Source organism: Micromonospora olivasterospora (assembly GCF_007830265.1).
In the GTDB taxonomy this organism is placed as follows: domain Bacteria; phylum Actinomycetota; class Actinomycetes; order Mycobacteriales; family Micromonosporaceae; genus Micromonospora; species Micromonospora olivasterospora.
Map to the genome: position 1 here is coordinate 2,946,117 of NZ_VLKE01000001.1, position 23,229 is coordinate 2,969,345.

Annotated in this window: 26 protein-coding genes and 3 pseudogenes; 12 read left to right on the forward strand and 17 right to left on the reverse strand. The window is 71.6% G+C overall.

Annotation, left to right across the window (positions count from 1 at the left end; translation table 11 throughout):
- Positions 1-227 precede the first annotated feature (227 nt).
- The 3 genes and pseudogenes from JD77_RS32065 to JD77_RS13485 form a co-directional block, all read left to right on the forward strand.
- Positions 228-404, forward strand: a complete 177-nt coding sequence (locus JD77_RS32065; RefSeq protein WP_170286309.1) for a hypothetical protein — start codon at positions 228-230, stop codon at positions 402-404.
- On the forward strand, positions 401-610 hold the full coding sequence (locus JD77_RS13480; protein WP_145774698.1) for a hypothetical protein: 210 nt from the start codon (positions 401-403) through the stop codon (positions 608-610). The genes JD77_RS32065 and JD77_RS13480 overlap by 4 nt, the downstream gene beginning before the upstream one ends.
- A gap of 288 nt (positions 611-898) precedes the next feature.
- A pseudogene (locus tag JD77_RS13485) lies at positions 899-1,720 on the forward strand (IS5 family transposase); the annotation flags it as partial.
- Positions 1,721-1,850: 130 nt separating this feature from the next.
- Here JD77_RS13485 and JD77_RS13490 read toward each other — a convergent pair.
- The 6 genes and pseudogenes from JD77_RS13490 to JD77_RS35140 form a co-directional block, all read right to left on the reverse strand.
- Positions 1,851-2,693, reverse strand: coding sequence for an IS5 family transposase (locus JD77_RS13490; protein ID WP_145773437.1), 843 nt, complete (start codon positions 2,691-2,693; stop codon positions 1,851-1,853).
- Between the two features lie 40 nt (positions 2,694-2,733).
- On the reverse strand, positions 2,734-2,940 hold the full coding sequence (locus tag JD77_RS33590; protein WP_246140653.1) for a helix-turn-helix domain-containing protein: 207 nt from the start codon (positions 2,938-2,940) through the stop codon (positions 2,734-2,736).
- A gap of 160 nt (positions 2,941-3,100) precedes the next feature.
- A complete protein-coding gene (locus JD77_RS13500) occupies positions 3,101-3,466 on the reverse strand; it encodes a type II toxin-antitoxin system RelE/ParE family toxin (RefSeq protein WP_211372556.1) in 366 nt (121 codons plus the stop codon).
- Positions 3,467-3,496: 30 nt separating this feature from the next.
- Entirely contained in the window at positions 3,497-4,420 is a 924-nt protein-coding gene (locus JD77_RS13505; protein ID WP_145774699.1) for a nucleotidyl transferase AbiEii/AbiGii toxin family protein, read from the reverse strand.
- Positions 4,420-5,067: a type IV toxin-antitoxin system AbiEi family antitoxin domain-containing protein gene (locus JD77_RS13510; protein WP_145774700.1), complete on the reverse strand. Its 648-nt coding sequence runs from the start codon at positions 5,065-5,067 to the stop codon at positions 4,420-4,422. Before JD77_RS13510 ends, JD77_RS13505 begins: the two co-directional genes overlap by 1 nt.
- Before the next feature lie 473 nt (positions 5,068-5,540).
- Positions 5,541-5,919: pseudogene (locus tag JD77_RS35140) on the reverse strand (tyrosine-type recombinase/integrase); the annotation flags it as partial.
- Positions 5,920-6,163: 244 nt separating this feature from the next.
- On the opposite strand from JD77_RS35140, the gene JD77_RS13520 reads away from it, so the two are divergent.
- Positions 6,164-8,242, forward strand: a complete 2,079-nt coding sequence (locus JD77_RS13520) for a helicase-associated domain-containing protein (RefSeq protein WP_145774701.1) — start codon at positions 6,164-6,166, stop codon at positions 8,240-8,242.
- A 158-nt stretch (positions 8,243-8,400) separates the two neighbouring features.
- On the opposite strand, the gene JD77_RS13525 is transcribed toward JD77_RS13520, so the two are convergent.
- The gene (locus tag JD77_RS13525; protein WP_145774702.1) at positions 8,401-9,459 is read right to left on the reverse strand and encodes a DUF2293 domain-containing protein; all 1,059 of its coding nucleotides are present in this window, start codon (positions 9,457-9,459) and stop codon (positions 8,401-8,403) included.
- A 160-nt stretch (positions 9,460-9,619) separates the two neighbouring features.
- A complete protein-coding gene (locus tag JD77_RS13530; protein WP_170286441.1) occupies positions 9,620-10,114 on the reverse strand; it encodes a DUF6933 domain-containing protein in 495 nt (164 codons plus the stop codon).
- A 285-nt stretch (positions 10,115-10,399) separates the two neighbouring features.
- Between JD77_RS13530 and JD77_RS13535 the strand changes: the two genes are divergently transcribed.
- Both JD77_RS13535 and JD77_RS13540 read left to right on the forward strand, forming a co-directional pair.
- Positions 10,400-10,711, forward strand: coding sequence for a calcium-binding protein (locus JD77_RS13535; protein ID WP_145774703.1), 312 nt, complete (start codon positions 10,400-10,402; stop codon positions 10,709-10,711).
- Positions 10,712-10,735: 24 nt separating this feature from the next.
- On the forward strand, positions 10,736-11,872 hold the full coding sequence (locus tag JD77_RS13540) for a hypothetical protein (protein ID WP_145774704.1): 1,137 nt from the start codon (positions 10,736-10,738) through the stop codon (positions 11,870-11,872).
- Positions 11,873-11,884: 12 nt separating this feature from the next.
- Here JD77_RS13540 and JD77_RS13545 read toward each other — a convergent pair whose 3' ends face one another.
- From JD77_RS13545 to JD77_RS13555, 3 genes are all read right to left on the reverse strand, one after another.
- Positions 11,885-12,070: a hypothetical protein gene (locus JD77_RS13545; protein ID WP_145774705.1), complete on the reverse strand. Its 186-nt coding sequence runs from the start codon at positions 12,068-12,070 to the stop codon at positions 11,885-11,887.
- A 63-nt stretch (positions 12,071-12,133) separates the two neighbouring features.
- Complete coding sequence (locus JD77_RS13550; protein WP_145774706.1) at positions 12,134-13,279, reverse strand: RNA polymerase sigma factor; 1,146 nt, start codon at positions 13,277-13,279, stop codon at positions 12,134-12,136.
- On the reverse strand, positions 13,272-13,694 hold the full coding sequence (locus JD77_RS13555; protein ID WP_145774707.1) for a YciI family protein: 423 nt from the start codon (positions 13,692-13,694) through the stop codon (positions 13,272-13,274). Before JD77_RS13555 ends, JD77_RS13550 begins: the two co-directional genes overlap by 8 nt.
- Positions 13,695-14,257: 563 nt before the next feature.
- Here JD77_RS13555 and JD77_RS32070 point away from each other — a divergent pair.
- Positions 14,258-14,422 (forward strand): hypothetical protein, encoded by a 165-nt coding sequence (locus tag JD77_RS32070; protein WP_170286442.1) that lies wholly within the window; start codon positions 14,258-14,260, stop codon positions 14,420-14,422.
- A gap of 23 nt (positions 14,423-14,445) precedes the next feature.
- On the opposite strand, the gene JD77_RS32075 is transcribed toward JD77_RS32070, so the two are convergent.
- Entirely contained in the window at positions 14,446-14,586 is a 141-nt protein-coding gene (locus JD77_RS32075; RefSeq protein ID WP_170286443.1) for a hypothetical protein, read from the reverse strand.
- A 195-nt stretch (positions 14,587-14,781) separates the two neighbouring features.
- Positions 14,782-15,765, reverse strand: coding sequence for an NAD(P)-dependent alcohol dehydrogenase (locus tag JD77_RS13560; protein ID WP_145774708.1), 984 nt, complete (start codon positions 15,763-15,765; stop codon positions 14,782-14,784).
- A 189-nt stretch (positions 15,766-15,954) separates the two neighbouring features.
- Here JD77_RS13560 and JD77_RS13565 point away from each other — a divergent pair, with 189 nt between their 5' ends.
- Positions 15,955-16,260: a hypothetical protein gene (locus tag JD77_RS13565; protein WP_145774709.1), complete on the forward strand. Its 306-nt coding sequence runs from the start codon at positions 15,955-15,957 to the stop codon at positions 16,258-16,260.
- A gap of 45 nt (positions 16,261-16,305) precedes the next feature.
- Positions 16,306-17,388, forward strand: a complete 1,083-nt coding sequence (locus JD77_RS13570) for an NAD-dependent epimerase/dehydratase family protein (protein WP_145774710.1) — start codon at positions 16,306-16,308, stop codon at positions 17,386-17,388.
- 18 nt (positions 17,389-17,406) lie between these two features.
- Here the strand turns inward: JD77_RS13570 and JD77_RS13575 are convergent, their stop codons facing one another.
- Together JD77_RS13575 and JD77_RS13580 are read right to left on the reverse strand one after the other, a co-directional pair.
- Positions 17,407-18,585, reverse strand: a complete 1,179-nt coding sequence (locus JD77_RS13575) for a GNAT family N-acetyltransferase (RefSeq protein ID WP_342799647.1) — start codon at positions 18,583-18,585, stop codon at positions 17,407-17,409.
- 273 nt (positions 18,586-18,858) lie between these two features.
- Positions 18,859-19,578, reverse strand: a complete 720-nt coding sequence (locus JD77_RS13580) for a PP2C family protein-serine/threonine phosphatase (protein WP_145774712.1) — start codon at positions 19,576-19,578, stop codon at positions 18,859-18,861.
- Between the two features lie 78 nt (positions 19,579-19,656).
- On the opposite strand from JD77_RS13580, the pseudogene JD77_RS33595 reads away from it, so the two are divergent.
- A pseudogene (locus tag JD77_RS33595) lies at positions 19,657-20,079 on the forward strand (ATP-binding protein); the annotation flags it as partial.
- Between the two features lie 433 nt (positions 20,080-20,512).
- Positions 20,513-20,665 (forward strand): response regulator transcription factor, encoded by a 153-nt coding sequence (locus JD77_RS33600; protein ID WP_246141280.1) that lies wholly within the window; start codon positions 20,513-20,515, stop codon positions 20,663-20,665.
- A 148-nt stretch (positions 20,666-20,813) separates the two neighbouring features.
- Here JD77_RS33600 and JD77_RS13590 read toward each other — a convergent pair whose 3' ends face one another.
- Entirely contained in the window at positions 20,814-21,374 is a 561-nt protein-coding gene (locus tag JD77_RS13590) for a helix-turn-helix domain-containing protein (protein WP_246140654.1), read from the reverse strand.
- A gap of 58 nt (positions 21,375-21,432) precedes the next feature.
- Here JD77_RS13590 and JD77_RS13595 point away from each other — a divergent pair, with 58 nt between their 5' ends.
- Entirely contained in the window at positions 21,433-22,758 is a 1,326-nt protein-coding gene (locus tag JD77_RS13595) for a benzoate/H(+) symporter BenE family transporter (protein WP_145774713.1), read from the forward strand.
- Here the strand turns inward: JD77_RS13595 and JD77_RS13600 are convergent.
- Positions 22,700-23,074, reverse strand: coding sequence for a hypothetical protein (locus JD77_RS13600; RefSeq protein WP_387228442.1), 375 nt, complete (start codon positions 23,072-23,074; stop codon positions 22,700-22,702). The genes JD77_RS13595 and JD77_RS13600 overlap by 59 nt on opposite strands.
- Between the last annotated feature and the right edge of the window lie 155 nt (positions 23,075-23,229).

Consider the following 23,229-nt stretch of genomic DNA (forward strand, 5'->3'; position numbering starts at 1 on the left):
TGGCGGAAGGGGCGGGAGCGGCTGGCGGTCAGATGGTCGCCGCCGGGCCGGCCGGTTCTGTCGCGGCGGCGGGGTGTGCTGACAGAACCGGCCGTGACCTGCGTGGTGAGCCGCTGTGAGTGGTGTGGTGAGCGGCCAGGCGGCGCGCGGGCCTCTGGGTGCGTGGGGGGCAGCGGCGCGGAGCGTGGGAGAGGCCGGGGCCGGTTCGTGTGCCGTACGCTGGTGGCGTGACCCGGCCGGACCAGGATGCCCACGTCGAGACCGAGCGCATGCTCGCGCAGGCGGGCATCGCGGTGACCGATGAGGGTAAGGCGCGGGCGAGGGCCAAGCTGCGGGCCGCTGAGCGGCGGATGACGCCGGAGGCGTGGGCGCGGCTGGCTGAGCGCTTCGGCCGCGCCGCGTGAGCGATCTGGTCATCCGGGCGGTTCTGGACGCGAGCGCCATCGTCGCGTACTGCTCTGGCAGCGTCAGTGTCGGCGAGGTCATCGCCGAGATCACCGATGAGGGTGCCGGGTTCGCTGTGCCCGACGTCTGCCTGATCGAGGCCGCCCGTCGGCTGGATGTCGACCAGTGGCCGGCGCTGGACCTGCTGGTCGCCCACTCCCAGTAACGCGGCTGGAGCTGCCGGCCGACTGGCGGGACGTCGCCGCGGCGGCCCGGTTGCTCGGCGGCGTCGGCCGGGCCGCGCCGATGCTCGCCGCCGTCGACCACCGGGCCTATCTGCTCACCACGGAGCCGGACGCGTACGGCGACGACGCCCTGCCGGTCATCGAGGTCTAGCGCCAACGCCGCTCGGTTAAGAGACCGTCGGGTAACCAGCTCCGAGCGTTCTGTTACGGGGAGACACGTCGATGCCAGGTGCTCGACAAATAGATCATCCCCGCCATGATCGCGTTGTGTGCGCAACTGCAACTGTGGCGGGGATGACGCCCGTTCATGCTATCCGTCGAGCTTGACCGATGCGATGTGGGCGATCCTCGCGCCCTTGATGCCGGTACGCGACCTGCGTAAAGGCGGCCGGCCGCGCAAGTGGGGAGATCGGCTGATCCTGGATTCGATCTTCTATGTGCTGCGGTCGGGCTGTCCGTGGCGGATGATGCCGCGGGATCTGGCGCCACCGGACGCGGCACATCGCTGGTTCACGACGTGGCGGAAGAACGGAACGTGGGACGCGATCCACGACGAGCTTCGCCGGCAGGTGCGGGTAGCGGCCGGTCGTGAGCCGGAGCCGACAGCGGCGGTGCTGGACGCCCAGTCCATCAAATCCAGTGAGGGCGGCGAATGCCGTGGGTTCGACATGGGCAAGAAGACCACCGGCCGCAAGCGGCACCTGGTCGTGGACACGATGGGGCTGATCCTGGTCGTGATGGTCACCTCCGCCTCGGTCAACGACCGTCCCGGTGGCCGGCGGATCCTGGCGCGGCTGGCCGAGGCGTTCACCACCATCGCCCTCGTGTGGGCCGACGGCGGCTACGCCAACAGCATCGACTCCACTCTGCTGACCTGGGCGAAAGAGCAGCTCGGCATCCTGGTGGAGATCGTCAAGCGCAACGACGACGTCAAGGGCTTCAAGGTCCTACCGCGCCGGTGGGTGGTAGAGAGGACGCTGGGTTGGCTGGTCCGTAACCGACGCCTGGCCCGGGACTACGAACGGCTGACCGTCAACTCAGAGGCCATGATCAAGGTAGCGATGATTCGACTCATGACGATACGCCTGGCCGGTCAAACGATCCGCTGGGCCAACGCCACCGAGCGCGAAGCCGCCCAACGCATCAACGTCGAGCGACTTCTCGCCACGTAGTCACCCGGTTACCCGACGGTCTCTAAGAGGTCGCGCAGATAGGTCAAGATCATGGGCGCCGGGTGGGACGGTTGTCCCAGCGGTAGAGGGTCCATGCCTGCCGGATCAGGCTACGTAGAGTGATGATCGCGTCGGCGAGGTCGAAGAACGCGTCGATGACGCGTTCTCGGCGTTCGTAGCAGCGTTGCAGGCGGTTGAAGGCGTTGTGCCAGGCGTTCGTCCGCTCGACATGCCACCTGCGGCCCGCCTGGATGGGTGCTTTGTCGCCCTTATGGGCTATTTCGGCGTGCAGGTTACGGCCGGCCAGAAGCTCGCGGGTGACCGCCGAGTCGTAGCCGGCGTCCAGGTGTACTGTCACCTTCTCCGGCAGCGGACCGAACACATCCAGCTTGTCCAGAGTAGACGCCAGTAGTGGTGAATCATGACGGTTCGCGCCGGCCAGAACCCGGTCGAGAGGGATCCCCCGGGCCTCGACCATGCTGGAGCGTTTCATCCCCTGCTTGCCCCGGTCGACCGGAGACCGGCCGGCGACCTCACCGCCACCGGGAGCCTTGGTGATACACCCGTCCACCGAGATATCGTCCAGAATCAGTCCGACAATCCGGTCATAGGTGTCCAATACGATGGCCTTCAATTGTTCGAACACGCCCAGCGTGATCCACTCGTCACGCCGGTTCCGGATCGTCGTCGCCGAACAACCACTGTCCGCGATCGACTCGTACGCACACCCGAACCGCAGCACCTGCAACAACTTCTCGAATATCAGCCGATCCGCCACCCGCGGCCGGTGACACCCCAGCGGATGCGACGGATCAACCCGCGGCCGCTCGGGCAACAGCGCGGCGAACTGGTCCCACAGCGGGGTCATCAGCCATGATGGAACAACGGGCACGGACACTCCTGGCGATCACGAGGCGTAAGCACCTTCATGATCATGGATGTCCGTGCCCGCCTCGTATCTGGGGCAGCGCGTCTGACCTATTTGCGCGGGCTCTAAGGGTCACACGTTCGCCATCGAATTCGGCAACGAACTCAGCCTTGCCGCCAAGGGCAGCGATGTACCGGGCGACCGTGCCGACCTCAGCCTTCGGCAGTTCGCCGCTCTCGATGGCGGCGACGCGCGGCTGGGAAACGTTCATGCGGTCGGCAACCTGCTGCTGAGTCAGGCCGCGCCCTCTCCTCCGCGCATCTCACGCAGTCGCGCTGCGCGTACCTCGCCGCGCATGCGCTCCTTGTGCTGCTCAACCTTGGCCTCGTCGAGGTTCATGCGGGAGCGGACATCCCGCCAGCTACGCGCCATCAGTGCGGTCCCTTCAGCTCTCGCAGATGCTCGGCGAACTTCTTGTCGGCTTCGAGAATGCAGGTTTCGTACCAGCCCTTCCAGTTACCGCTCTTGTCACCCGCCACCAGCAGGATGGCTTCCCGCTGAGGGTCGAAGGCGAACAGGATACGGATCTCGGTCCCCCTGCCGAGCCGGGCCGCAATTCCTTCAATCTTGTAGTTCGAGCCCTTGACTCGGTCGACGAACGGTCGACCGAGCGCCGGGCCCTCGGCGGCGAGCAGATCTATGGCCGCAGCGACCTGCTCAGCCGAGTCGGGCTCAGACGCCACCGGGCATTCAGGCCGATCCATCCGGACGAAGCAGCAGACGAGCGCGGGACGCACCGGCGGCGGGCGCTCGCTCCCACAGCGAGATCACTGCGGGATCCAGGTTCGCGCCGACGGGTTCCAGACGCCGATCGCTGTTGCATCGAGCACGGGGTCGAAAATCTGGCTCGCGAGGCTTATGGCGGTGTCGTAGTCAGGGACTGTGCCGGGTGCCTCTGCTGCGACTCTCGGGTAGCGTGCGGCCCAGCCGACGGCGTCGGGCACGACGAATCGTTCGGGAAGTTCGATCTTGCGCATCGCCGCGTTGCTGACGACAGCGGTGCGCAGCGTATCGGCGCTGATGGCGTGTGTGATGGCGATGATGGCGATGTCGACGAGGTCCTTGACCCGGGTGCTGCTCGCGGGCTGCCCGTCTCGGGCGTAGGTACCGATGGTCGCGCAGAGCTTGTCGGCCAGGTGGTCGGCGATCGGAAAGACGCGATAGTTCGGCCGAACGAGTCCCTCGATGTTCAGTGGCGTCAGCGGAGCGACGACGTCTGGTGTGCCTGTCATGACGGTGCCGACAACAACATCGATGTGGAAGGCGGCAAACGACGCCGGGCCGAGTCGGGCGTTGACGTGTACGCGGGCTCCTTTGGCTTCCTCTTGGAGGGGAGCGACGCGTGTGACGTCGAAGGCGAAGTGATCGCCGAGGTCGATCCGGAGCGCGGCGCGCAGTGCGTCGACGGCGTCATCGACATCGGCGTCGGTAGCGTTGAAGAACACGTCGACGTCCTTGCTGTGCCGGGCCGTGGCGAGCCGGGCCAACAGCGCCCCAGCGCCCTTGAGCACCCACCGGTCGGCGTCATCGGATCTGAACAACCGGGCGAGTGCCCGGTCGTAGGCGAACTGACGCTGGAGTTCGTCGAGTCGATAGCGCCGGTCAGCTCGCGCGATCTGCCCGAAGCGTTCCTTGAGTGCTGTCCGGAACGCCGAAGGCGTCTCATACCGGAACGTGGGCCGGCCGTTCATCAACGCGTCCCCTCGCCGACGAGCACCCGGAAGAAATCTGCCGGGTCGGAGTGGCCGTAGGCGACCGCGTGTGGCGCGACGATGGCCTTGAGCGCGTCTTTGTGCAGAAGGCCCAGAGCGAGGGCGTCCTGCACGACCTGTGCCACCGCGGACTCGTCCTCCCCGTCGGTGAGCAGATCATCGATGATCGCTGACACGGTCCGTACCGGCAGGCCACCCCAGACCTCCCAACTATCCGGGGCGATCTGCGAACGTACGCGGAGCTTGATGTCGTTGCGGCGAGGTCGCAGCCGAGTGGTGGCGTAGAACTCGTGCTCGTGTGGAATCAGGTCACCGAGGTCGCGCAGATGTGCGGCGCTGCGGTGGCTGACGATGGCATCGGGGACGGCCGCGCGTTCGTGCCACGACTTGGCGCCCCCGAGTTGCAGCCAGGCCGCGCGTAGCGGATCCAGCTCCGGGTCTTCGGGCACGCCCGTGAGCCGATACACGCGCGCAGCCTGATCCACGATGGCAAGCGTGCCGTCATCGACGAGTCGTTTCAGATCCTGCCGGGACACACCAAGACCGCGAGCCTGTCCCGCGGTGATCATGCCCCACTGCTCGCTGACCACCGGGCTGATCGCAGCCAACGCCGTACGCCTCGACATGGAGCAATCGTAACAGTATTGCGACGATCGCTCCATCCGGCAATTGCGGTGGTGGCGAACCCCCGGGGTCACGCCTGAACGGGCAACGAGCGGCCCGTATCGGCATCACGGGTGCTCCACGGGTGCTCGGATGTTCCGATGCCGGACGGATTCACCGCGCGGTTCCTGGATTCGCACCTCGACAGGCCACATTTCGCGACATCACGCTACGGAGACGCGGCGCGGACCAGCGCAAACGCGGCCGGACCACGCGCCCGGAACCCGGACAGCAGAGCATTGCGACACTTTGTCTCGTTCTAGCCTACTTTTAATCCTTAGGTTCTGGGTTCGAGTCCCAGGCGGCCCACCTTTGAACTGGGAAAATAGCCCACCATCACCACCTTTGCCTCTTCCTGTCGGGGTATTTGTCGGGTTTTTGGCTTTAGTATGCGAGCGCCACCGAGCACCCAACCCTGGAATGACGCTTGGCGACATCACGCGTCGCCGCTGGTCAGGGGCGCGTCCCGGCGCCGCGAGGCGACACAGTCCCCCGTGTAGATCTCCATGGTGATGGCGAACTGAGCGTGTCGAGAGGATCTGCATCGCCACCCGGGGATGGGCGTCCAGGTCTGCAAGGAGCGAGGCGCAGGTACGCCGGGCATCCCGGACGGTGATCCGCCGGGCTCCCGCCACATCGCAGCGCCGGTCCCTGAAGCGGTTGAAGTTGCGCGGCTCGACCGGCCGACCGTTGCGGGTGGCGAAGACGAGGTCCGACGGCTGCCAGGTCGGGCCGGTGGCGTCCCGGGCGGCGGTCTGTGCGGCGCGGCGGCTGTCGAGCGCCACGGTGGAGATGTCCGGCAGGGGCAGGGTGGCGTAGTCCCCGTCAGGCGACCCGCCTGGCTACCGGTGAAACCGTCACGACTGGCCCCTGAGCTGCGGAATGCGGTTCGGGTTCTGGCACATTGAGTCCACCCAAAACGGATACTCAAACGGAGGGGGTCAAACCGGCAGCACGCGCCACAAGCCGGGTCGCGCTGATGATCCACACCTTGCGGCACGGTCCCCCGCATGGCGTACCTGTCGCGTCCGGCGGGGAGGGGCGTCGTATGTTGGCGGGGTGCAGTCCCTCGCCGTTCACCTTCGCGCCCTGACCCAGGAGCAGCTCACCGCTCTGGTCGCGAAACGTCGCGACACGACCATCGAGCCTGCGCCGCAGACCGCCGACCAGCTCGCCGTACGGCTGCTTCACCCGTCGTCGATGGTGGCTGCCTGTGCGTCGCTTACCCTGCCGCAGCTCCAGGTGGGCGAGGCCGCCGCGGCGCTGGGCGATGGGTGCACCACTGCGCGGCTGGCGGCGCTGTTGGGCGTACCGGAGGGCGACGCGGACCTGGCCGCGGCGCTGCGCCGGCTCACCGGGCTCGCTCTGATCTGGCCGTACGCCGACGGCTTCGCGGCGGCACATCTGAGCCCGATGTGGCCGCACCCGCTGGGCCTCGGACCCGGTGCCGCCGAGCTGCTCGCCGGACGGAACATGAACGAGCTGCGCAGGCTGGCGAAGGTGTACGGCATCCCCGTAGCGGGCCGCGGCAAGGACGAGTTGATCGTTGCGCTGGTCGGCTGGCTGGCGCGGCCGGAGAACGTGCGCCGACTCGTGGCGCAGGCCCCCGCCGATGTTCGCGCCCGGCTCGCCGCGCTCGCCTCGCGGCCGGCACCGTCCTTCCATGTGCGAGGGATCATGTTCGGGTCGGCCGGGGTGGGGCTGCCGTGGGCCGCCGAGCGTGGTCTCGTCGTCGGCTCCGCATGGGGCGTCGAGGAGATGCCCCGCGAGGTCGCGCTCGCGCTGCGGGAGGGCTACGTCGCTGCGTTCGACCCGCAGCCGCCGGCCCTGCCTACCACTCCCGTCGAGCCCAGGGACGCCGAACGGGAGGCCGCAGCCGCCGCCTCGCAGACCCTCGCCGCCATCACCGCGATCGCCGGAACCATGAGCGGCCGCCCGGTGCCGCTGCTCAAGACCGGCGGTCTGGGCGTACGCGAGGTCCGCCGAATCGCCAAGTCGTCCGGCCTGGACGAGGACCATGTCCGCCTGATCATCGAACTGCTCGCCGCGGGCGGCCTCACCGAGGCCTCGGGCACCGGTCTGGCCCTCTCGGCGGCCTATGACGAGTTCGCCGCCGCCGAACCCGCGGACCAGCTGCTGGACCTCGTCGACACCTGGCTGACGATGCCCGCGTGCCCGCTCGCCCCCGCCGACTCCACCGCGGTCTCCTCCCGTGTCCTCTACTGGAACGAGGGCGAGGAGATGATTTTGACGGGTCTGCGTGCCCTGGCCTTGCGTACGCTCGCCGATGTCTTACCCGAAGGGCATGCCACCGACCCCGGCGCGCTCGCCGACCGGCTGGCCTGGCAGAGCCCCGTCCTGACCGACCAGGCCGACGAGGATCTGCACCGATATGTCACCGGCATCTGGCGGGAAGCCCACCGGCTCGGCCTGCTTGCTCACGGAACAGCGACGAGGCTCTGCCGTAGCCTGCTGACCGGTGACGCCGACGCGACTCATCGGCACGCTCAGGCCATGCTGCCCCGGTCCCGCAGCACGGTCCTGTTGCAGAACGACCTCACCGCGGTGGTGACCGGCACCCCGTCGGCCAACCTGCTGGCGCTGCTGGACGGCGCGGCCCGGCCGGAGTCCCGCAGCGGCGCCTGGACCTGGCGCTTCTCGCCGGCCAGCGTCCGCGGCGCACTCGACGCCGGAAGCACCCCGGCGGATCTGCTGGCCCGGATCACCGAGGTGGCCGAAGGCGGCCGGGTGCCGCAGACACTCACGTACCTGATCAACGACGTAGCCCGCCGATACGGCCGCGTTCAGGTACGCCCAGCCGGCTGCTGCCTGTGCAGCGACGACGAAACACTGCTCACCGAAATCCTCAACACCCGCTCGCTGCAGGCCCTGCACCTGGTCCGGCTCGCCCCGACCGTGCTCGCCACCGCAAAATCGCAGGCCGAAACCCTGGCCGCACTGCGCGCCGCCGGCCACGCCCCGGCCGGCCTCCGCCTCGACGGCAGGCCAGCGATCGAGATCCCGCAACGACGCCGCGCCGATCCATCACCCACCGAGCCGGACAGTGGTGACAGCTTTCCGCTGCCACGCCTGAGCGACCCGGCCGACGTCGCACGGGCCCTGCTCGGCAACCGCTGATTCCCTGCCACCCGGACTACCTTGAGCGGGCCGAGCCGTTTCCCGGCCGCCTAGCTGTAACCAGGTGCCACCTCCGGTTCACAACGCGTCCGACCTGCTGTTTCTCAGCAGAACTGTGAGCCGACCAGCGAGGTTCGGGGCGGGACGGGGTCTGGCGCTCAGGCCGGGCGCCGCCACCGTTCGAGGACCCGATCGATGTCGTCCCGGACCCGTTCCCGGGCCTGCTCCCGGGGCACACCGGCCATCAGCAGCTCGTCGTACGCGGTGTCCTCGTGCCGCACGGAGGCGACCACGGCCCGGGTCACGGCGTCCGGGTCAAGGGCCCGACCGGCTGCGCTGCGCCCCACCCGGCCGCTGCCGCGGGTGCCGGTGTGTCGGCTGATCGCCGCCGCCCGCATCGGCGGACATCTGGGGAACAGCCGGCCGATCCGTTCGGCCAGATCCTGCTGGAACCGCTCGTCCGCGGCCGCTCGCCGCTGCCGGTCCCGCTCGCGGCGGCGGGCACGGGCCTCCTCGTCGGAGAGACACTGGCGCTCGGCCTGCTCGACCGCGGCCTCCTCGACCAGCAGTCCCTGCCGCTCGTGGCGCTTCCGGGAGCGGCTGAACCGCACCACCACCGCCGAGAGCCGGCTGGCCTGTTTGGCCCGACGGGTCAGCGCCGCGTCGCCGGCTGGCAGGAACACCAGGTGATCGAGGTCAGCGCAGGTGAGACACGCCGGCCCGGCGTCCTCCATCATCAGCATGTCGGCGTCCGTGCGCCCGCAGCCGACGCAGGTGAACGCCTTCAGCGGCTGCACCACCACCAGGTCCGGCGGCTTGCTCTGCCGGCCAGCCAGCCGCTCCTGCTGCCGCTCCGGCAGGTCCGCCGGCGTCCAGTGCGTGCGGTACGTCAATTCCAGCGTGAGATCGCCAGCGGCGGTGAAGCGCAGCGGCCGCCGGTCGCGGGTGGCGGCGAGATACTCGACCTGGCTGGGGCGCAGGCCACGACTGGCTACCCAGCGGCGGAACACCTGCAGCGCGTCAGCGAGCCGGTCCGCCGACACCGCCGCGACCGCTTCCAGGTGCGGCGCCCGGCCCTGCCGCCAGTCCGTCACCAGCCCGAGCGGCACCCAGCCCATCCCGGTCAGCACGTCGAGCGGGCTCACGTAACGCTTGTGCCGCAATGCCTGCTCGGCAGCGGTCACCACCCGGCGCTCCAGCTTCGAGGCGGGCTGCATGGACGGCAGCTTACCCGGGGCGACGCTCCGCCGGTCGGCAGCGCCGCCCGTGGGCAGTCTCTCAGCCGGCCCGCTGTTCTGCCGTCAGACTCTGTACAGGGCTACCCCGACGGAGCGTCGGACGAGGGCTTGGTGACCGTCACCGGCATCCCCATGATCCTCACGAGCTGATCTGCTGCACGATGGCCGCGAGCTCCCGGTCGGGGCTCACATGGCGCTGGTAGAGCGGGCTGCACGGTGTCGCGGCCAGCCGCACGGCGAGATCGAGGAGGTTCGGCTTGGCGGCGTTGCGCCAGGTGTCGGCGAGGAAGGCGAAGTCGTTCATGATGCCGACGATGCTGCGGTTGGCCGTCGGCGCGATCCGCCACTGGCGCATCTGGTCGACCTCGCCTCGGATCACCAGGTCGGGCACGCCGTGGGCGGTGAGCACCGCGCCGACCTGGTCGGAGGCCCGGGCTGGCATGGTGACGGCCGGAGCGAGGGGCATGAGCGCCGGCAGCAATGTGCGTTCGTTGACGAGCAGCGCGACCTGCGGTCGCCACGGAAGCACGGTGGCGTACCAGTCGCCGAGCACCGTCGTGGCCCGCTCGCCGTCATGCGGGGCGAGCGGGCCGATGCGTTGCCGTAGCTTCGCGGTCGCGCGCAGGATGAACATGCGCCCATCCTGCCGCCTGCGCGCGTCCGCCTCCCGATGCCGTCCGTGTCACGCGACGGTTTACAGCACGCCGTCGGGTGTGCGTCGGTACCAGGCGGCTTCGATGTGAGGACGCAGGCTGGGGCTGCGGGCGACGAACCGCGCCATCGCGATGTTGGCCGGACACTTCGTGCTGATAAGCAGCATGTCGGGCCGGCCGCCCTCTGGCAGGCCGCTCCGAGTAGCGACCGGCTCGGTGGACACAGTGGTTCAGGACGAGATGCGGGGCTGTCGTAGGGTGCTGCGGTGGGTTCACTCAGCCGGGCCGAGTTGGACGCGTTGGTCGGCGAGGCGACGGTCGACGCCTATAACGACGATGAGCAGCTGACCGGCCTCTACACGATGATCGAGGACAATCTGGCGGTGCCCTTCACGACGCAGGTTCTGGGTGTCGAGGTGACGGTGCGGCGGGTTGACCTGCGCCACGGCGAAGTGGTCGCGATCTGCCATCGCGGTCGGATCCGTCAGGCGATCGGGATTCTGGATCTTCCGTTGCCGGAGCCGCCGCCGCGCGGCGCGGAGTGGATCGAGGCGTACCGGCACTGGGCGGTCGGATGATCATCATGGCGGATGGGGCTGGCGGTGAGTGAGTACCAGTACTACGAGTTCGTGGCGGTCGATCGGCCGTTGACGGTGACGCAGCAGCGTGAGCTGCGGTCGTTGTCGACGCGGGCGCGGATCACGTCGTCGAGTTTCGTCAACGACTATCAGTGGGGTGACCTGAAGGGTGACCCGCGGGAGTGGATGCAGCGGTACTTCGACGCGTTCCTGTACCTGGCGAACTGGCGAACCCACCGGGTCGCGCTGCGGCTACCGATCGCGGTGCTCGATCCGCGCACGGCCGCCCAGTACTGCGTCGGGGAGTCGGCCTGTTCGTGGGCGACCCGCACACACGTGATCCTCGACCTGTACAGCGAGGACGAGGACGGCGACGACGTCTACGAGGGCGGGGGTCACCTCGCCGCGATCCTTCCCGCTCGGGCCGAGTTGGCCGCCGGAGATCGGCGGCTGCTGTACCTGGCGTGGCTGCTGTGCGTACAGGGCCGCGAGGTGAACGACGACGAACCGGAGCCACCCGTCCCGCCCGGCCTCGGGGAGCTGTCTGGGCCGCTGGGCGCCCTGGTCGACTTCTTGCGGCTGGATCCGGATCTGCTCGCCGTGGCAGCCGAGACCAGCATGCCGCTGAAGGAGAAGACGCCGTCGATGGCGGCGCTGTCCCGCTGGGTGAAGTCGCTGCCCGAGGCGGAGAAGGACGACGTTGTCGTACGGCTGTTGCGCGGCGGCGACGCTCACCTGCGGTCGGAGCTGCTGGCTCGCTTCCACGGCACGACCCCGAACGAGAGCACCGGCGGTCGCCGCACGGTCGGGGAGCTGTTGGCCGCCGCGGGGGAGCGCTGGTTGGAACGGCAGCGGCTGGCCCGCGAGCGTGAGGCGGCCGAGCGGGAGCGTCGGGAGCGGGCGGCCGCCGCCGCCCGCGAGCAACACCTGAACGCGCTCGCCGGGCGTCAGGAGCAGGCGTGGCAGCGGGTGGCCACGATGATCGAGACGAAGAAGCCGAAGGAGTACGACGCCGCCGTCGCCCTGATGTCCGACCTGAAGGCGCTGGCCGAACGGGACGGCGACACCGAGGCGTTCCACCGGCGGGTGCGGCAGCTGCGGGAGCGGCATGCCCGTAAGCCGAGCCTGCTGGACCGCCTCGACCGGGCCGGGCTCCGCTGACTCGACAGCCGATCAACCGCCGCCGTCGACCGCGGTGAAGCCGAGTTGGGCGTAGGAGCGGGATCGCTTGCGCCACATGGCGGCGAGCACGCCGACGTGTTCGTCGACGTAGTCGTGGACCTCGGCGGTGGTCCGTCGGCGGGCGGGTCGGCAAGGGAGGCAAGGACCTTCTTGAGATGTCGCCTGACTCGTGGCCATCGGCGTCCACGCCGCGGCGGTCGCCCCGGTCCGCCTCTCTGGCGACCGCCGGGCAGCGATCCGTCAGCGACGCTGGTGGGTGTTGAGTCGGGCGGCCTGGCGAGTCAGGTGGTCGCGTTCGGCGAGGTTGGGGGCCTTGTGAGCGGCTTCGGCGTACAGGCGTGCCGCCGTGGTCAGGTTGCCGTCGCGTTCGTGCAGGTACGCCGCCGCCGCGGTGTGGCGGGGCAGTGTGTCGTCGAGCGCGGCGAGGGCCGCCAGGCCGGCGCGTGGCCCGTCGGCCTCGCCGACGGCCACCGCGCGGTTGAGCCGCACGACCGGGTTGTCGGTCAGGCGGGCCAGTTCGTCGTACCACTCGACGATCTGCACCCAGTCGGTCTCCGCGGCGGTGGGCGCGTCGGCGTGCAGTGCCGCGATGGCGGCCTGGGCCTGGTACTCGCCCAGTCGGTCGCGGGCCAGGGCTGCCTGCAGGATCTCGACGCCCTCGGCGATCATCATCGTGTCCCACCGGCCGCGGTCCTGCTCCGCGAGGGGCACCAGGCTGCCGTCGGGCGCGGTCCGGGCGGCGCGCCGGGCGTGGTGCAGCAGCATGAGGGCGAGCAGCCCTGCCACCTCGGGGTGGTCGAACGTGGCCGCGAGTTGCCGGGTGAGCCGGATGGCCTCGGCGGCCAGATCTATGTCACCGGAGTAGCCCTCGTTGAAGACCAGGTAGAGGACGCGCAGCACGGTGGCGACGTCGCCGGGCTGGTCGAACCGCACCCCAGAGACGGTGCGCTTGGCCCGGCTGATGCGCTGCGCCATGGTCGCCTCGGGCACCAGGTAGGCCTGGGCGATCTGGTGGGTGGTCAACCCGCCGACGGCGCGCAGCGTGAGCGCGACCGCCGACGACGGCGTCAGCGACGGGTGGGCGCACAAAAAGTACAGCTGGAGCGTGTCGTCCACCGCCGGCGTGGGCCCGGACGCCGGCTCGGCGTCGACGAGGTCCTCACGCCGGCGGCGGGCGGCATCCGACCGGGCCGCGTCGAGGAACCGGCGCCAGGCCACGGCGACCAGCCAACCCTTCGCATCCCGCGGCGGGTCGGTCGGCCAGACGCGGACCGCCTCCACCAGCGCGTCCTGCACGGCGTCCTCGGCCGCCGCGAAGTCGGCTCCGCGGCGGACGAGGACTCCGAGCACGCTCGGCGTGAGGCTCCGCAGCAGAGCCTCATCCATGGAAGAGGCACTCCGTGGTGGTGGGCGGCGCGGCCAGGAAGGGGCGCACCTCGAGCCACTCGTGGATCGGCTTCCCACCCGCCCCAGGAGCGGCCGACAGTTCCCCGGCCAGCTCGATGGCCCGCTCGTAGCTGTCGACGTCGATCACCATCCAACCGGCGATCAGGTCCTTCGTCTCGGCGAACGGGCCGTCGGTCACCGGCGGGCGCCCCTCACCGTCGTACCGGACGAACGTCCCCTCCGGGGAGAGCGCCTGACCATCGACGAACTCGCCGGTCCCCTCCAGCCGGGCCGCGAAGTCGTTCATGTACTGCACGTGCGCCGAGATCTCCTCCGGCGTCCACCGGTCCATCGGCACGTCGTTGACCGCAGCCGGAGCGCCCCGGTAGTGCTTCAGCAGCAGATACTTCGCCATCGTGGTTCTCCTCGATGCTGGTGCGACCCATTCTGGTCACTCTCACCACGGGGACGGAGCCAGCCACCGGTTCTCGACATCACGACCCGGATTTTTTTTGGGCTCTCGTAGGTAGCCGGGGGGATCTTGCCGCAGGCGCAATCTCACCCGCGGGAGGGCGACCAGGGCGAGGCCAGCGGCACGCCACGGGGAACCGGGCGTGCCGCTGGCGCTCCTACCTGGCCGCCCCTGGTCGGGCGATGGTGGCCTGCACGGCCACGCCGGCACGGGAGGTGGCCGCCAGAAGCACCGGTGTCGGTTGGCGTTGGGCGAGCGTGCCACCGTCACCGGTCGCCGCGCCGCCGCAGTTCGGCTACCTGGCCGGGAGCGCCCTGACCCCGGACGGAGCCGCGGACACGCTGCCAGGCGCCAGGCTCTCCTCGGCAGGCTGACCCTGCAACAGGTCAGTACCGGCACCCCCGACCGCCCCAGGGGTCAGCTGAGGAGCCAGTTCTGTGGCCAGATACGAGCCCAGGTCCAGGTCGACGTCGACATCGCTGACGCAGAGGATGAAGGCTTGTTCGTTGGCGTTCTCCGCGCTGGCCGATGCGCTCTGGGTGATGTTGACCACGCTGTTCTTGAAGGTGTTGCCGCTGATGACGCTGGCGGCGAGAACCTCGTTCGCCTGGTCGTTGGTCGCGCAGATGATCTCGTTGCCCTCCTTGTCGTGCAGCTTGAACGTCTTGTAGCTGTCGGCGGAGTCCTTCTTCGACTACTGCTTCTGGGTCGAGCTCGTGGGCTCCTTGGTCGGTTCGTAGGTCGCGGCGAACGCGGTGGCGGGCGCACCGAACAGCAGGGCGGCGCTCCCGAGCGCTACCCCGCCGGCGAGCCTGGTCAGAAACGTCTTCGACATGGTCCTCACTCCTTCTCGTCGGCTCAGGAGGATGAGCCACGACGAACGTTAGTGTCGTTCATGTCTGATTGAGAGTATTTTCTATGTTTCTGACGTGAGCGAGTTTTCGGCTGCTATTAGTAGTTGTTCCACGTTTGCGGCAGGTGGGCCAGGCTGGGGCTGTCTGCGGCCGACCATGCTGTGTGCTGGGGCGTGTCACATGGTGATGACCACTTTCGCCCGCGCGTGTTCACCTTCGAGGTACCGGATGGCTTGGGGCACCTTGTGGAGCGGATAGGTGCGGTCGATGACCGGGGTGAGGCGCCCGGTCTCGGCGTAGGCGCGGAGCGTGTCGAGGTGTTGTCGGCTGGGTGCTGTTGTGAGTGTGACGATGCGGTGCCGGACGAAGGGTGCCAGCAGCCGCCCGCGCGCGAGGAGCCAGACCGGCCCGATGAGGCTGCCGCCGCGGTACACGCCGCCGCCGGAGAGCACCAGCGTCCCGGTCGGGGTCAGCGCCCGCCGGAGCGCGGTGAGTGAGCGGTTGCCGACCAGGTCGAGTACGACGTCGTGCCGGCCGGCGTCGTGGGTGAAGTCGTCTCGGGTGTAGTCGACGACGTGGTCGGCGCCGAGGGAGCGGGCCAGGTCGATGTTGCGGGTGCTGCACACTGCGGTCACGGTCGCGCCGAGCGCCTTGGCCAGTTGGACGGCCAGCGTGCCGACCCCGCCGGAGGCGCCGTTGACGAGGACGCGGTGCCCAGGCTCGACCTGCCCGACGTCGCACAGTCCCATGAGCGCGGTGACGCCGGCCAGCGGCAGGGCGGCCGCCTGCTGCGGCGTCAGGTTCGCCGGCTTCGGCGCGACCAGAGCCGCGGGCGCGCAGACGTACTCGGCGAACGCGCTGTTGGCGTCGCCGAGGTCGCCGAAGACGGCGTCGCCGGGGCGTACCCGTCGAACGTCGGGGCCAACGGCCTCGACCCGGCCGGCGAAGTCGCGGCCACGGATGCGTGCGCGGGGCCCTGACCGGCCCATGGACAACCGCGCCATCCGTGGATCGCCACGCATGGCGTGCCAGTCGTACGCGTTGAGCGCGGCGGCCTCGACCCGCACGAGGACCTCGTCGGCGGCAGGCGCCGGCGCGTCGACGTACGCGAGCTTGAGCGTCTCCGGGGGACCGTATCGGTCTTGGACGATCGCTTTCACTTCCCCTCCCATTAGGTGTACGACGTACACCCTCCTGAACGCAACGTAGGTGTACGTCGTACACCTGTCAAGGTGGTCACGATTTCAAACCCTCGGTGGGTGCCGGCGGCGAGGGACGGCACGGCTCACCCGGAGTGCGGGACGGCGCGGGGAGGGATACGCCGGACGTCCTCGGGGAACGGTGGCGGCATGAGGATGACCAGCACCCCGGCCGTGGCGGCGTCGAGCGAGGAGACCGGCCCCGACGGGGTACGCCAGCCCGGGGGCGAGGTGCACGCCTGGCTGCCCGGCCAGAACCAGACGCTGTGCGGGCTGCCCCTGAGCCGGACCCGGCTGCGCCGGTTTCCGCACGTGCGGTTCGAGCACTCCTCGACCGACATGCTCACCGAGGCGGACCCGGTCGGGTGGATCTGCCCGCGCTGCCTGGCCGCCACCGGGGGCCGCCGGGACCGGAAGCAGAAGCGGGGTTGGGCACCCACCTCGCCGCGTCCCTGACCGTTGCGGGGGTTTGCTTCCGGCCCAGCGGGTACCGGGCCTGGCATGCGGATCGTGGTGGTGGGGGCCAGCGGCAACGTCGGGACGGCCCTGGTGCGTCGGCTGCGCCGGGAACGGGGCGTCGAGCTGGTCGGGGTGGCACGGCGGCTGCCCGGGCCGGACGCCGGGGAGCCGTACGACTCGGTGGAGTGGCACTCGTGCGACATCGGGGCGCCCGGCGCCCCCGAGCAGCTCGGGATGGTCTTCGCCGGGGCGGACGCGGTGGTGCACCTGGCCTGGCAGATCCAGCCCAGCCACGACCAGCGGACGCTGCGCCGGACCAACGTCGACGGCAGCAGGGCGGTCGTCGAGGCGGTGCTGAGCGCCCAGGTGCCCGCCCTGGTGTACGCGTCGTCCGTGGGCACGTACGCCGCCGGCCCGAAGGACCACCCGGTCAGCGAGCGGTGGCCGGCGACGGGGGTGCCCGGCTCGTCGTACAGCGCGCACAAGGCGGAGGTGGAGGCGCTGCTCGACGAGGTGGAGCGGGAGCACCCGGGGCTGCGGGTGGCGCGGATGCGGCCGGGGCTGACGTTCCAGCGCGCCGCCGGCACGCAGATCACCCGGTACTTCCTCGGGCCGCTGGCCCCGGTGCGCCTGCTCCGGTACGGCCGCATCCCCCTGGTGCCCACCAACCGCCGGCTGCGGATGCAGGCGGTCCACGCCGACGACGTGGCCGACGCGTACGCCAGGGCGGTGCTCGGCGACGCGCGTGGCGCGTTCAACCTCGCGGCCGACCCGGTGCTCACGCCGGAGCTGGTGGCCCGGCACTTCCACGGCTGGACCGTGCCGGTGACCGCCCCGCTGCTGCGCGGCGCGGCGGCGCTGACGTGGCTGGCCCGCCTGCAGCCGGTAGACGCCGGCTGGGTGAAGCTGGCCCTGGAGGCGCCGCTGATGTCCAGCGAGCGGGCAGAGGCCGAGCTGGACTGGCGGCCCGCGGTGGACGCGGTGAAGGCGCTGCGCGACCTCTTCGCCGGGATGGCCGACCGTGCCCACACCGACAGCCCGCCGCTGTCCGCCGCCCCCGACCTCCCCGGCCGCCCCGCCGGCCTGCTGAGGGCCCGCCCCGCCGGCCAGGGCAACCCGTACTGACCGCCCCGCGGCTAGTAACTAGAAGCTCGCGTACAGGTAGGGCAGGTGACGGGGGAAGAGGCGGCGGAGCTCCGCGGCGGCGTCCGGCGGCACCCGGCCCAGGCCCCGGACGTCCACCTCGGCCGGGTCCAGCACCCCGTACGCCAGGGCGGACAGCCCCGCGGCGGTGAGCGTGGCCGCCGGCGCGTCACCCCCGGCCGTCCCGGCCACCAGCTCCAGCCGGCCGGTCGCGCCGTCGAGGAGGTGGCTGCCGCCCAGCCAGCGGTCCCCGGTCAGCTCCACCCGGGCCCGGCCCGGCCCCGCCGGCAGGCCGGCCAGCGCGTCCAGGGAGAGCAGCCGGGCCATCGGCGCCGACGAGCCGGGCCGGGCGACGCGGGCCTCGACGTGCACGTCCAGGTCGGTCAGCCACAGCTCGGGCAGCTCGTCGGCCGGCACCCGCAGGCGCACCCGGTCCACCTGGTCGACGTGCCGGGCGAGGAACTGCAACAGCAGGGCACGGGCGTACGGGTCGGCGCACAGGAGATCGTCGGCGGCCAGCTCGCCGCCGAAGTCGTCGATCGTGTACGTCAGCACGCCGACCGTCGTACCGTCGCGCCGGGCGCTGACCAGCCACCGCTCGTCGTCGTCGCGTAGCGACACCGCCCGGGTCTCGGGGAAGAGGACGAAGCCGTGCCGCTCGGCCAGGCAGCGCTCGGTGAACGCCCGGTGCTCGGCGTACCCCGTGCCGATCCGCTCCCAGCCCAGCTCGCCGGGCAGCTCGGCGCGCAGCAGCGGGGCCAGGCCGGCCGGGGAGAACGCGACGCCACGCGACTTGGGCAGCCCGACGTAGCCGAACTGCTCGTAGAACGAGGCGCGAAACGGGTACAGCGCGCTCAGCAGATGCCCCTCGTCGCGCATGTCGTCGAGGAGCCGGTGCAGCAGGGCGCGGACGTGCCCGCGCCGGCGGGCCAGGGGATGGCTGGCCACCCCGGCGATGCCGGCCATCGGCAGCACGGAACCGCGCAGGTTCTGCCGCATGGGGATGGCCGAGGCCGTGGCGAGCGGCTCGCCGTCCTCCTCGACGACCAGCGTTCGGCTGGCCGCCACGTACGGCAGGTAGCGGCGGAACTCCTCGGCCCGTTCGGGCCGCTTCGGGGACGCCTCGAAGGCGTACGCCTGGAGCGGGAAGGAGGTGGCCTGCCGTTCCTCGTCGGTCACCCGGCGGATGGTCACCCACCCATATCAACCCGCCCGCCGGGCCGGCGCAACCGCAATCGCCGACCCGCCCGCCTGCGCCGGCGGCCCCGACCGGTCAGCCGAGCGGCAGGTGGCGCAGGTGCCGGCGGCGGCGCAGCCGGAGGCTGAACACCGCCGCCACGACGACCACCATCCCGACGGTGACCGCCAGCCCGTGCAGCGGGTGTGGCGATGGCGCGGGCGCCTTCGTGCGGCGGGGGTGCGGGCGTTTTCGTGTGGCGGGGGTCGGGCGCGTCAGAGCGCGGTGACGTCGGAGACGACGACGGTCACGTTGTCCGGCGCGCCGGCCTGGTGGGCGAGCTTCACCAGCTGCTCGCCGCACTGCTGGCGGTCGCCGTACAGGGTCAGGGTGGCGGCGATGGCCGCGTCCTCCACGTAGTCGGAGAGGCCGTCGCTGCAGAGCAGCAGCCGGTCGCCGGCCAGGACGGTGATCGTGCCCACCGCCGGCGGCGCGTCGGCGCCCTGCACGGCCCGGGTCACCAGCGACCGCTGCGGGTGGTGCCGCGCCTGGTCGGGGGAGAGCGCACCCTGGTCGACGAGCGCCTGGACGAACGTGTCGTCCCGGGTCAGCTGGGTGAGCTGGTTGTCGCGCAGCAGATAGCAGCGGGAGTCGCCGACCTGGGCGAGGACGAGGACGTCCCCGGCGAGCAGGCCGGCGGTGAGCGTCGTACCCATGCCCTCGCGGGCCGGGTCGGCGGAGATGGCGGCCCGGATGCGCTGGTTGGCGGTGCTCACCACCGCCCGCAGCGCGTTGGCGGCCTCCTCCGGAGCGGTCGGCGGGTGCAGCTCGTCCAGGATGCGGATGACGATCTCGCTCGCCAGCTCCCCGGCGGGCAGGCCGCCCATGCCGTCGGCCACCGCGACCAGGCGTTCACCGGCGAGGGCGGAGTCCTCGTTGTTGCTGCGGACGAGGCCGACGTCGTTGAGGATGGCCGCGCGAAGGATCATCGTCATGGGTCAAGCTTGCCAAGATCACCCTCCCGCCGTCTCTACGCACTAGTGCGTAGGGTGGCAAGAATGATGCCGGTGTCCATGGTCGGGCGCGCCGGAGAGCTGGCGGAGCTCGACCGGGCATGGGCCACACTGGCGGCCGACGGCCGGCGCGGCCCGGTCGTCGCGGTGCTCACGGGCGCCGCGGGCATCGGCAAGAGCCTGCTGGTCGCGGCGGCCCTGGAGGCGTTCCGCCCGCGGCCGGCGGTGCTGCTCAGCGGCGCTGCCCGGCTGCACAGCCCCGCCCCGTACGACTGGCTCGCCGCGGTACTCAGCGGGCGCGACACCAGCGGCCTGGACCTGCCGCCCGACGCCCTGGCCTGGCTGGCGCAGCAGCCCACGGCGCCGCGCGAGCGCTACGCGCCGGGCACGCTGCTGCGGCTCGCCGTGCGCACGGTCCGCCTGCTGGTGGGGGTCGGCCCCGCGGTGCTGGTCGTGGAGCACCTGCACGCCCTGGACCCGGCCAGCCTCAACCTGCTCGGCGAGCTGGCCGCCGCGCGGGACCTGCCGGCGCTGCTGCTGGTGGCGAGCCGGCCCGCCGTGGACGCGGTCGCGCCGGACCTCGCGGCCCGCGTCCTGTCCCGCCTCTGCGGGGTACGCGGCGCCGTCCGCCAGCACCTGGGCCCGCTCGGCCCGGCCGAGGTCGCCGAGGTGCTGGCCCAGGTGTACGCGGGAAGCCGCCCCTCGCGCCGCCTGGTGGACGGGGTCTGGCAGCGCACCGGAGGCAACCCGTACCGAACTGCTCGCCGCGCACGCCGGACAGGGGCCGGACGCGCTGCTGCGCCAGCCGCCGCCGGAGCACCCGCGCGTCCCGGTGCCCCGGCCGGCGCTCACGCCCCCGCCCGACGCCGAGCTGACCGGCCGGGAGATCGAGGTGCTCGGCTGCCTGGTCGCGGGGATGTCCAACAAGCAGGCCGCCCGGGCGCTCGGCATCTCGGTGCGGACGGTCACCGTGCACGTGTCGAACCTGCTGCGCAAGACCGGGTCGGCGTCGCGTACGGAGGCGGCGCTGTGGGCGGTGCGGCACCGGCTGCCGGCGCGGCAGGGCTGAGACAGGGTCGGTTCACCCTGACCGGCAGGGCTGAGACAGGGTCGGTTCACCCTGACCGGCGGGGCTGAGACAGGGTCGGCTCACCCTGACCGGCAGGGCTGAGACAGGGTCGGTTCACCCGGCGCGGCAGGGCTGAGCCGGCGGCGGCTCACCGGCGCGGGTAGCGCAGCAGGAGGCTCGCCGACACCTCCTCGTCGCCGACGGCCGCGTAGCTGTGCGGCACGTCGGACGTCCAGCGCAGGTGGCCGCCCACCCCGGCGGTCAGCGGGGCGTCCGCCGGCCCGGCGCGGAGCACCCCGGCGAAGACCGTGACGTGCTCGGTGACCCCGGGCTGGTGCGCGGGGGAGAGCTGCCCCGGCCCCGGGGCGACCCGCATGCGGTACAGCTCGTACGTCGCGTCCGCCTCGGTGAACACCTCCAACAGGGTCGCGCTCACCGCCGCGCCGGTCACGGTCGGGCTGGTGGCCGGCCCGGCGAGCACGGCGGTCAGCGGCACCCCGAGCTGGGCGGTGACCGCGTACAGGGTCTCCAGGGTCGGGTTGCGGGTGCCGTTCTCCAGCCCGGAGAGCGTCGCCTTCCCCACCCCGGCCAGCCGGGCCAGGGTGGACAGGGAGATCCCCCGCTCCTCGCGCAGTTCGCGTACGCGGCGGCCGACCGGGCCGGCGCCGGTGTCGATGGCCCGTCCCCGGGCTGGTGCAGGCAGCTCCACGCAGCTATGGTGCTACACGCTTGCCGTTCCGTAAACGGAACGGTCGGAAGGGGGAGACGTGCGCGGCCTGCTGCAACCCGTGCTCGCCGGGGTGGTGACCGCGCTCGTCGGCTTCGCCAGCTCGTTCACCGTCGTGCTGGCCGGGCTGCGGGCCGTCGGCGCCAGCGAGGCGCAGGCCGCCTCGGGGCTGCTCACGGTCTGCGTCGCGTCCGGCGCCTGCGCCGCGTGGCTGGGGCTGCGGCACCGGCTGCCCATGGCCGTCGCCTGGTCCACGCCCGGCGCCGCCCTGCTGGTGGCCACCGGCCCGGTGCCCGGCGGCTGGCCGGCGGCCGTCGGCGCGTTCGTCGTCTGCGGGGCGCTGATCGTCGCCGCCGGGCTGTTCCCGCCGCTGTCCCGGGCGGTGGCCGCCATTCCCGGCCCGGTCGCCAGCGCGATGCTGGCCGGCGTGCTGCTGCCGCTGTGCACCGCCCCGGTCCGGGCGCTGGTCGAGGTGCCGCGGCTGGCCGCGCCCGTGGTCGTCACCTGGCTGGTGCTGCACCGGTTCGCGCGGCGCTGGGCCGTGCCCGCCGCGCTCGTCGTGGCGGCGGTCGCCATCGCGCTGACCGCGTCCGGCGGGATCGGCGCGCACGGCCTGCGGCCGGTGGTTGCCCTCACCGTGCCCGAGTGGACCGTGCCGGCCGTCGTGGGGCTGGCGCTGCCGCTGTTCCTGGTCACCATGGCCGCGCAGAACGTCCCCGGCATGGCGGTGCTCGCCGGGTACGGCTACCGTCCGCCGCTCGGCTCGGCGCTGCGGGTCACCGGGCTGGCCAGCGCCCTCGGCGCCCCGGTCGGCGGGCACGCGGTCAACCTCGCCGCGATCACCGCCGCGCTGGCGGCCGGCCCGGACGCCCACCCCGACCCGGAGCGCCGCTGGGTCGCCTCGGTCACCGCCGGCATCGGCCTGGCCCTGCTGGGCCTCACGGCCGGCGTCGCCACGACGCTGGTGCTGCTGTCCCCGCCCGTGCTCATCGAGGCGGTGGCCGGGCTCGCGCTGCTCGCCGCGCTGGCCGGGACGGTGGCCTCGGCGGTCGCCGACCCGGACGCCCGGGAGGCCGCCGTGGTGACCTTCGTGGTCACCGCCTCCGGGGTGAGCCTGTTCGGCGTCGGTGGCGCGTTCTGGGGACTGGTCGCCGGCTGGGTCGTGCTGCTGCTCTTCCGCCGCCGCGCGAACCCGGCGCGCCATGTCGGCGACATGGCGGTGTCCGGACCGCCCGGACACCGCGATGACGGCGATCTGGAGTCGATCAACGCCGCGCCGACCGCCGGGGCCTCGGCGTCGTGGTGGCTCACTCCTCGCGGGGCAGGCTCGCGGCGGGGACGTCGAGGCGTACCCGGCCGTCGGTGACGGCGGTGATCTGGTCCGCGAGCACGTACACGGCGCCCGTCGGGGCGAGGTCGGTGGAGACCTTCAGGTAGCCCGTACGCAGCAGGCGGGCCGCCAGGTCGGCCGGGACGTCCGGCTCCTCGACGGCCGTCGCCCCGATCAACTCGTCCAGGCTGCCGCCCGGGTCGACGGTCGGCGCCTGCACGGTCACCGCGTTCGGGTCGCCCCGCTGGACGAGGTCGACCGTGCCGATCTCGGCGCCGGTCACGTCGACCACCGGCATTCCCGTGGTGACGCGGGAGATGCCCGCCTGCTGATCGATGCCGCGCTGCTTCATCCAGGCGCGGTTCCCGACGCGCCGCCCGGCTAAACGCCTCAGCCCGTACGTCAGCCCGTGGAAGCTAAACGCCTCAGCCCGTACGTCAGCCCGTGGAAGTGCCGGCCCATTGACGAGTTTTGCCTGCCGGGTGGCGCTATGGGTGGAGTATCGGG

Bases quoted from the DNA above. Each gene is read 5' to 3' on its own strand.
- JD77_RS13555 (WP_145774707.1), bottom strand. From the start codon at position 13,694: ATGGCGAAGTATCTGCTGCTGAAGCACTACCGGGGCGCTCCGGCTGCG.
- JD77_RS13530 (WP_170286441.1), bottom strand. From the start codon at position 10,114: ATGTTCATCCTGCGCGCGACCGCGAAGCTACGGCAACGCATCGGCCCG.
- JD77_RS13510 (WP_145774700.1), bottom strand. From the start codon at position 5,067: ATGTCGAGGCGTACGGCGTTGGCTGCGATCAGCCCGGTGGTCAGCGAG.
- JD77_RS33600 (WP_246141280.1), top strand. From the start codon at position 20,513: ATGTCCAACAAGCAGGCCGCCCGGGCGCTCGGCATCTCGGTGCGGACG.
- JD77_RS13545 (WP_145774705.1), bottom strand. From the start codon at position 12,070: ATGGCCACGAGTCAGGCGACATCTCAAGAAGGTCCTTGCCTCCCTTGC.
- JD77_RS13570 (WP_145774710.1), top strand. From the start codon at position 16,306: ATGCGGATCGTGGTGGTGGGGGCCAGCGGCAACGTCGGGACGGCCCTG.
- JD77_RS13550 (WP_145774706.1), bottom strand. From the start codon at position 13,279: ATGGATGAGGCTCTGCTGCGGAGCCTCACGCCGAGCGTGCTCGGAGTC.
- JD77_RS13580 (WP_145774712.1), bottom strand. From the start codon at position 19,578: ATGACGATGATCCTTCGCGCGGCCATCCTCAACGACGTCGGCCTCGTC.
- JD77_RS32075 (WP_170286443.1), bottom strand. From the start codon at position 14,586: ATGTCGAAGACGTTTCTGACCAGGCTCGCCGGCGGGGTAGCGCTCGGG.
- JD77_RS13600 (WP_387228442.1), bottom strand. From the start codon at position 23,074: ATGAAGCAGCGCGGCATCGATCAGCAGGCGGGCATCTCCCGCGTCACC.
- JD77_RS33590 (WP_246140653.1), bottom strand. From the start codon at position 2,940: ATGAACGTTTCCCAGCCGCGCGTCGCCGCCATCGAGAGCGGCGAACTG.
- JD77_RS13505 (WP_145774699.1), bottom strand. From the start codon at position 4,420: ATGAACGGCCGGCCCACGTTCCGGTATGAGACGCCTTCGGCGTTCCGG.
- JD77_RS13565 (WP_145774709.1), top strand. From the start codon at position 15,955: ATGAGGATGACCAGCACCCCGGCCGTGGCGGCGTCGAGCGAGGAGACC.
- JD77_RS13525 (WP_145774702.1), bottom strand. From the start codon at position 9,459: ATGCAGCCCGCCTCGAAGCTGGAGCGCCGGGTGGTGACCGCTGCCGAG.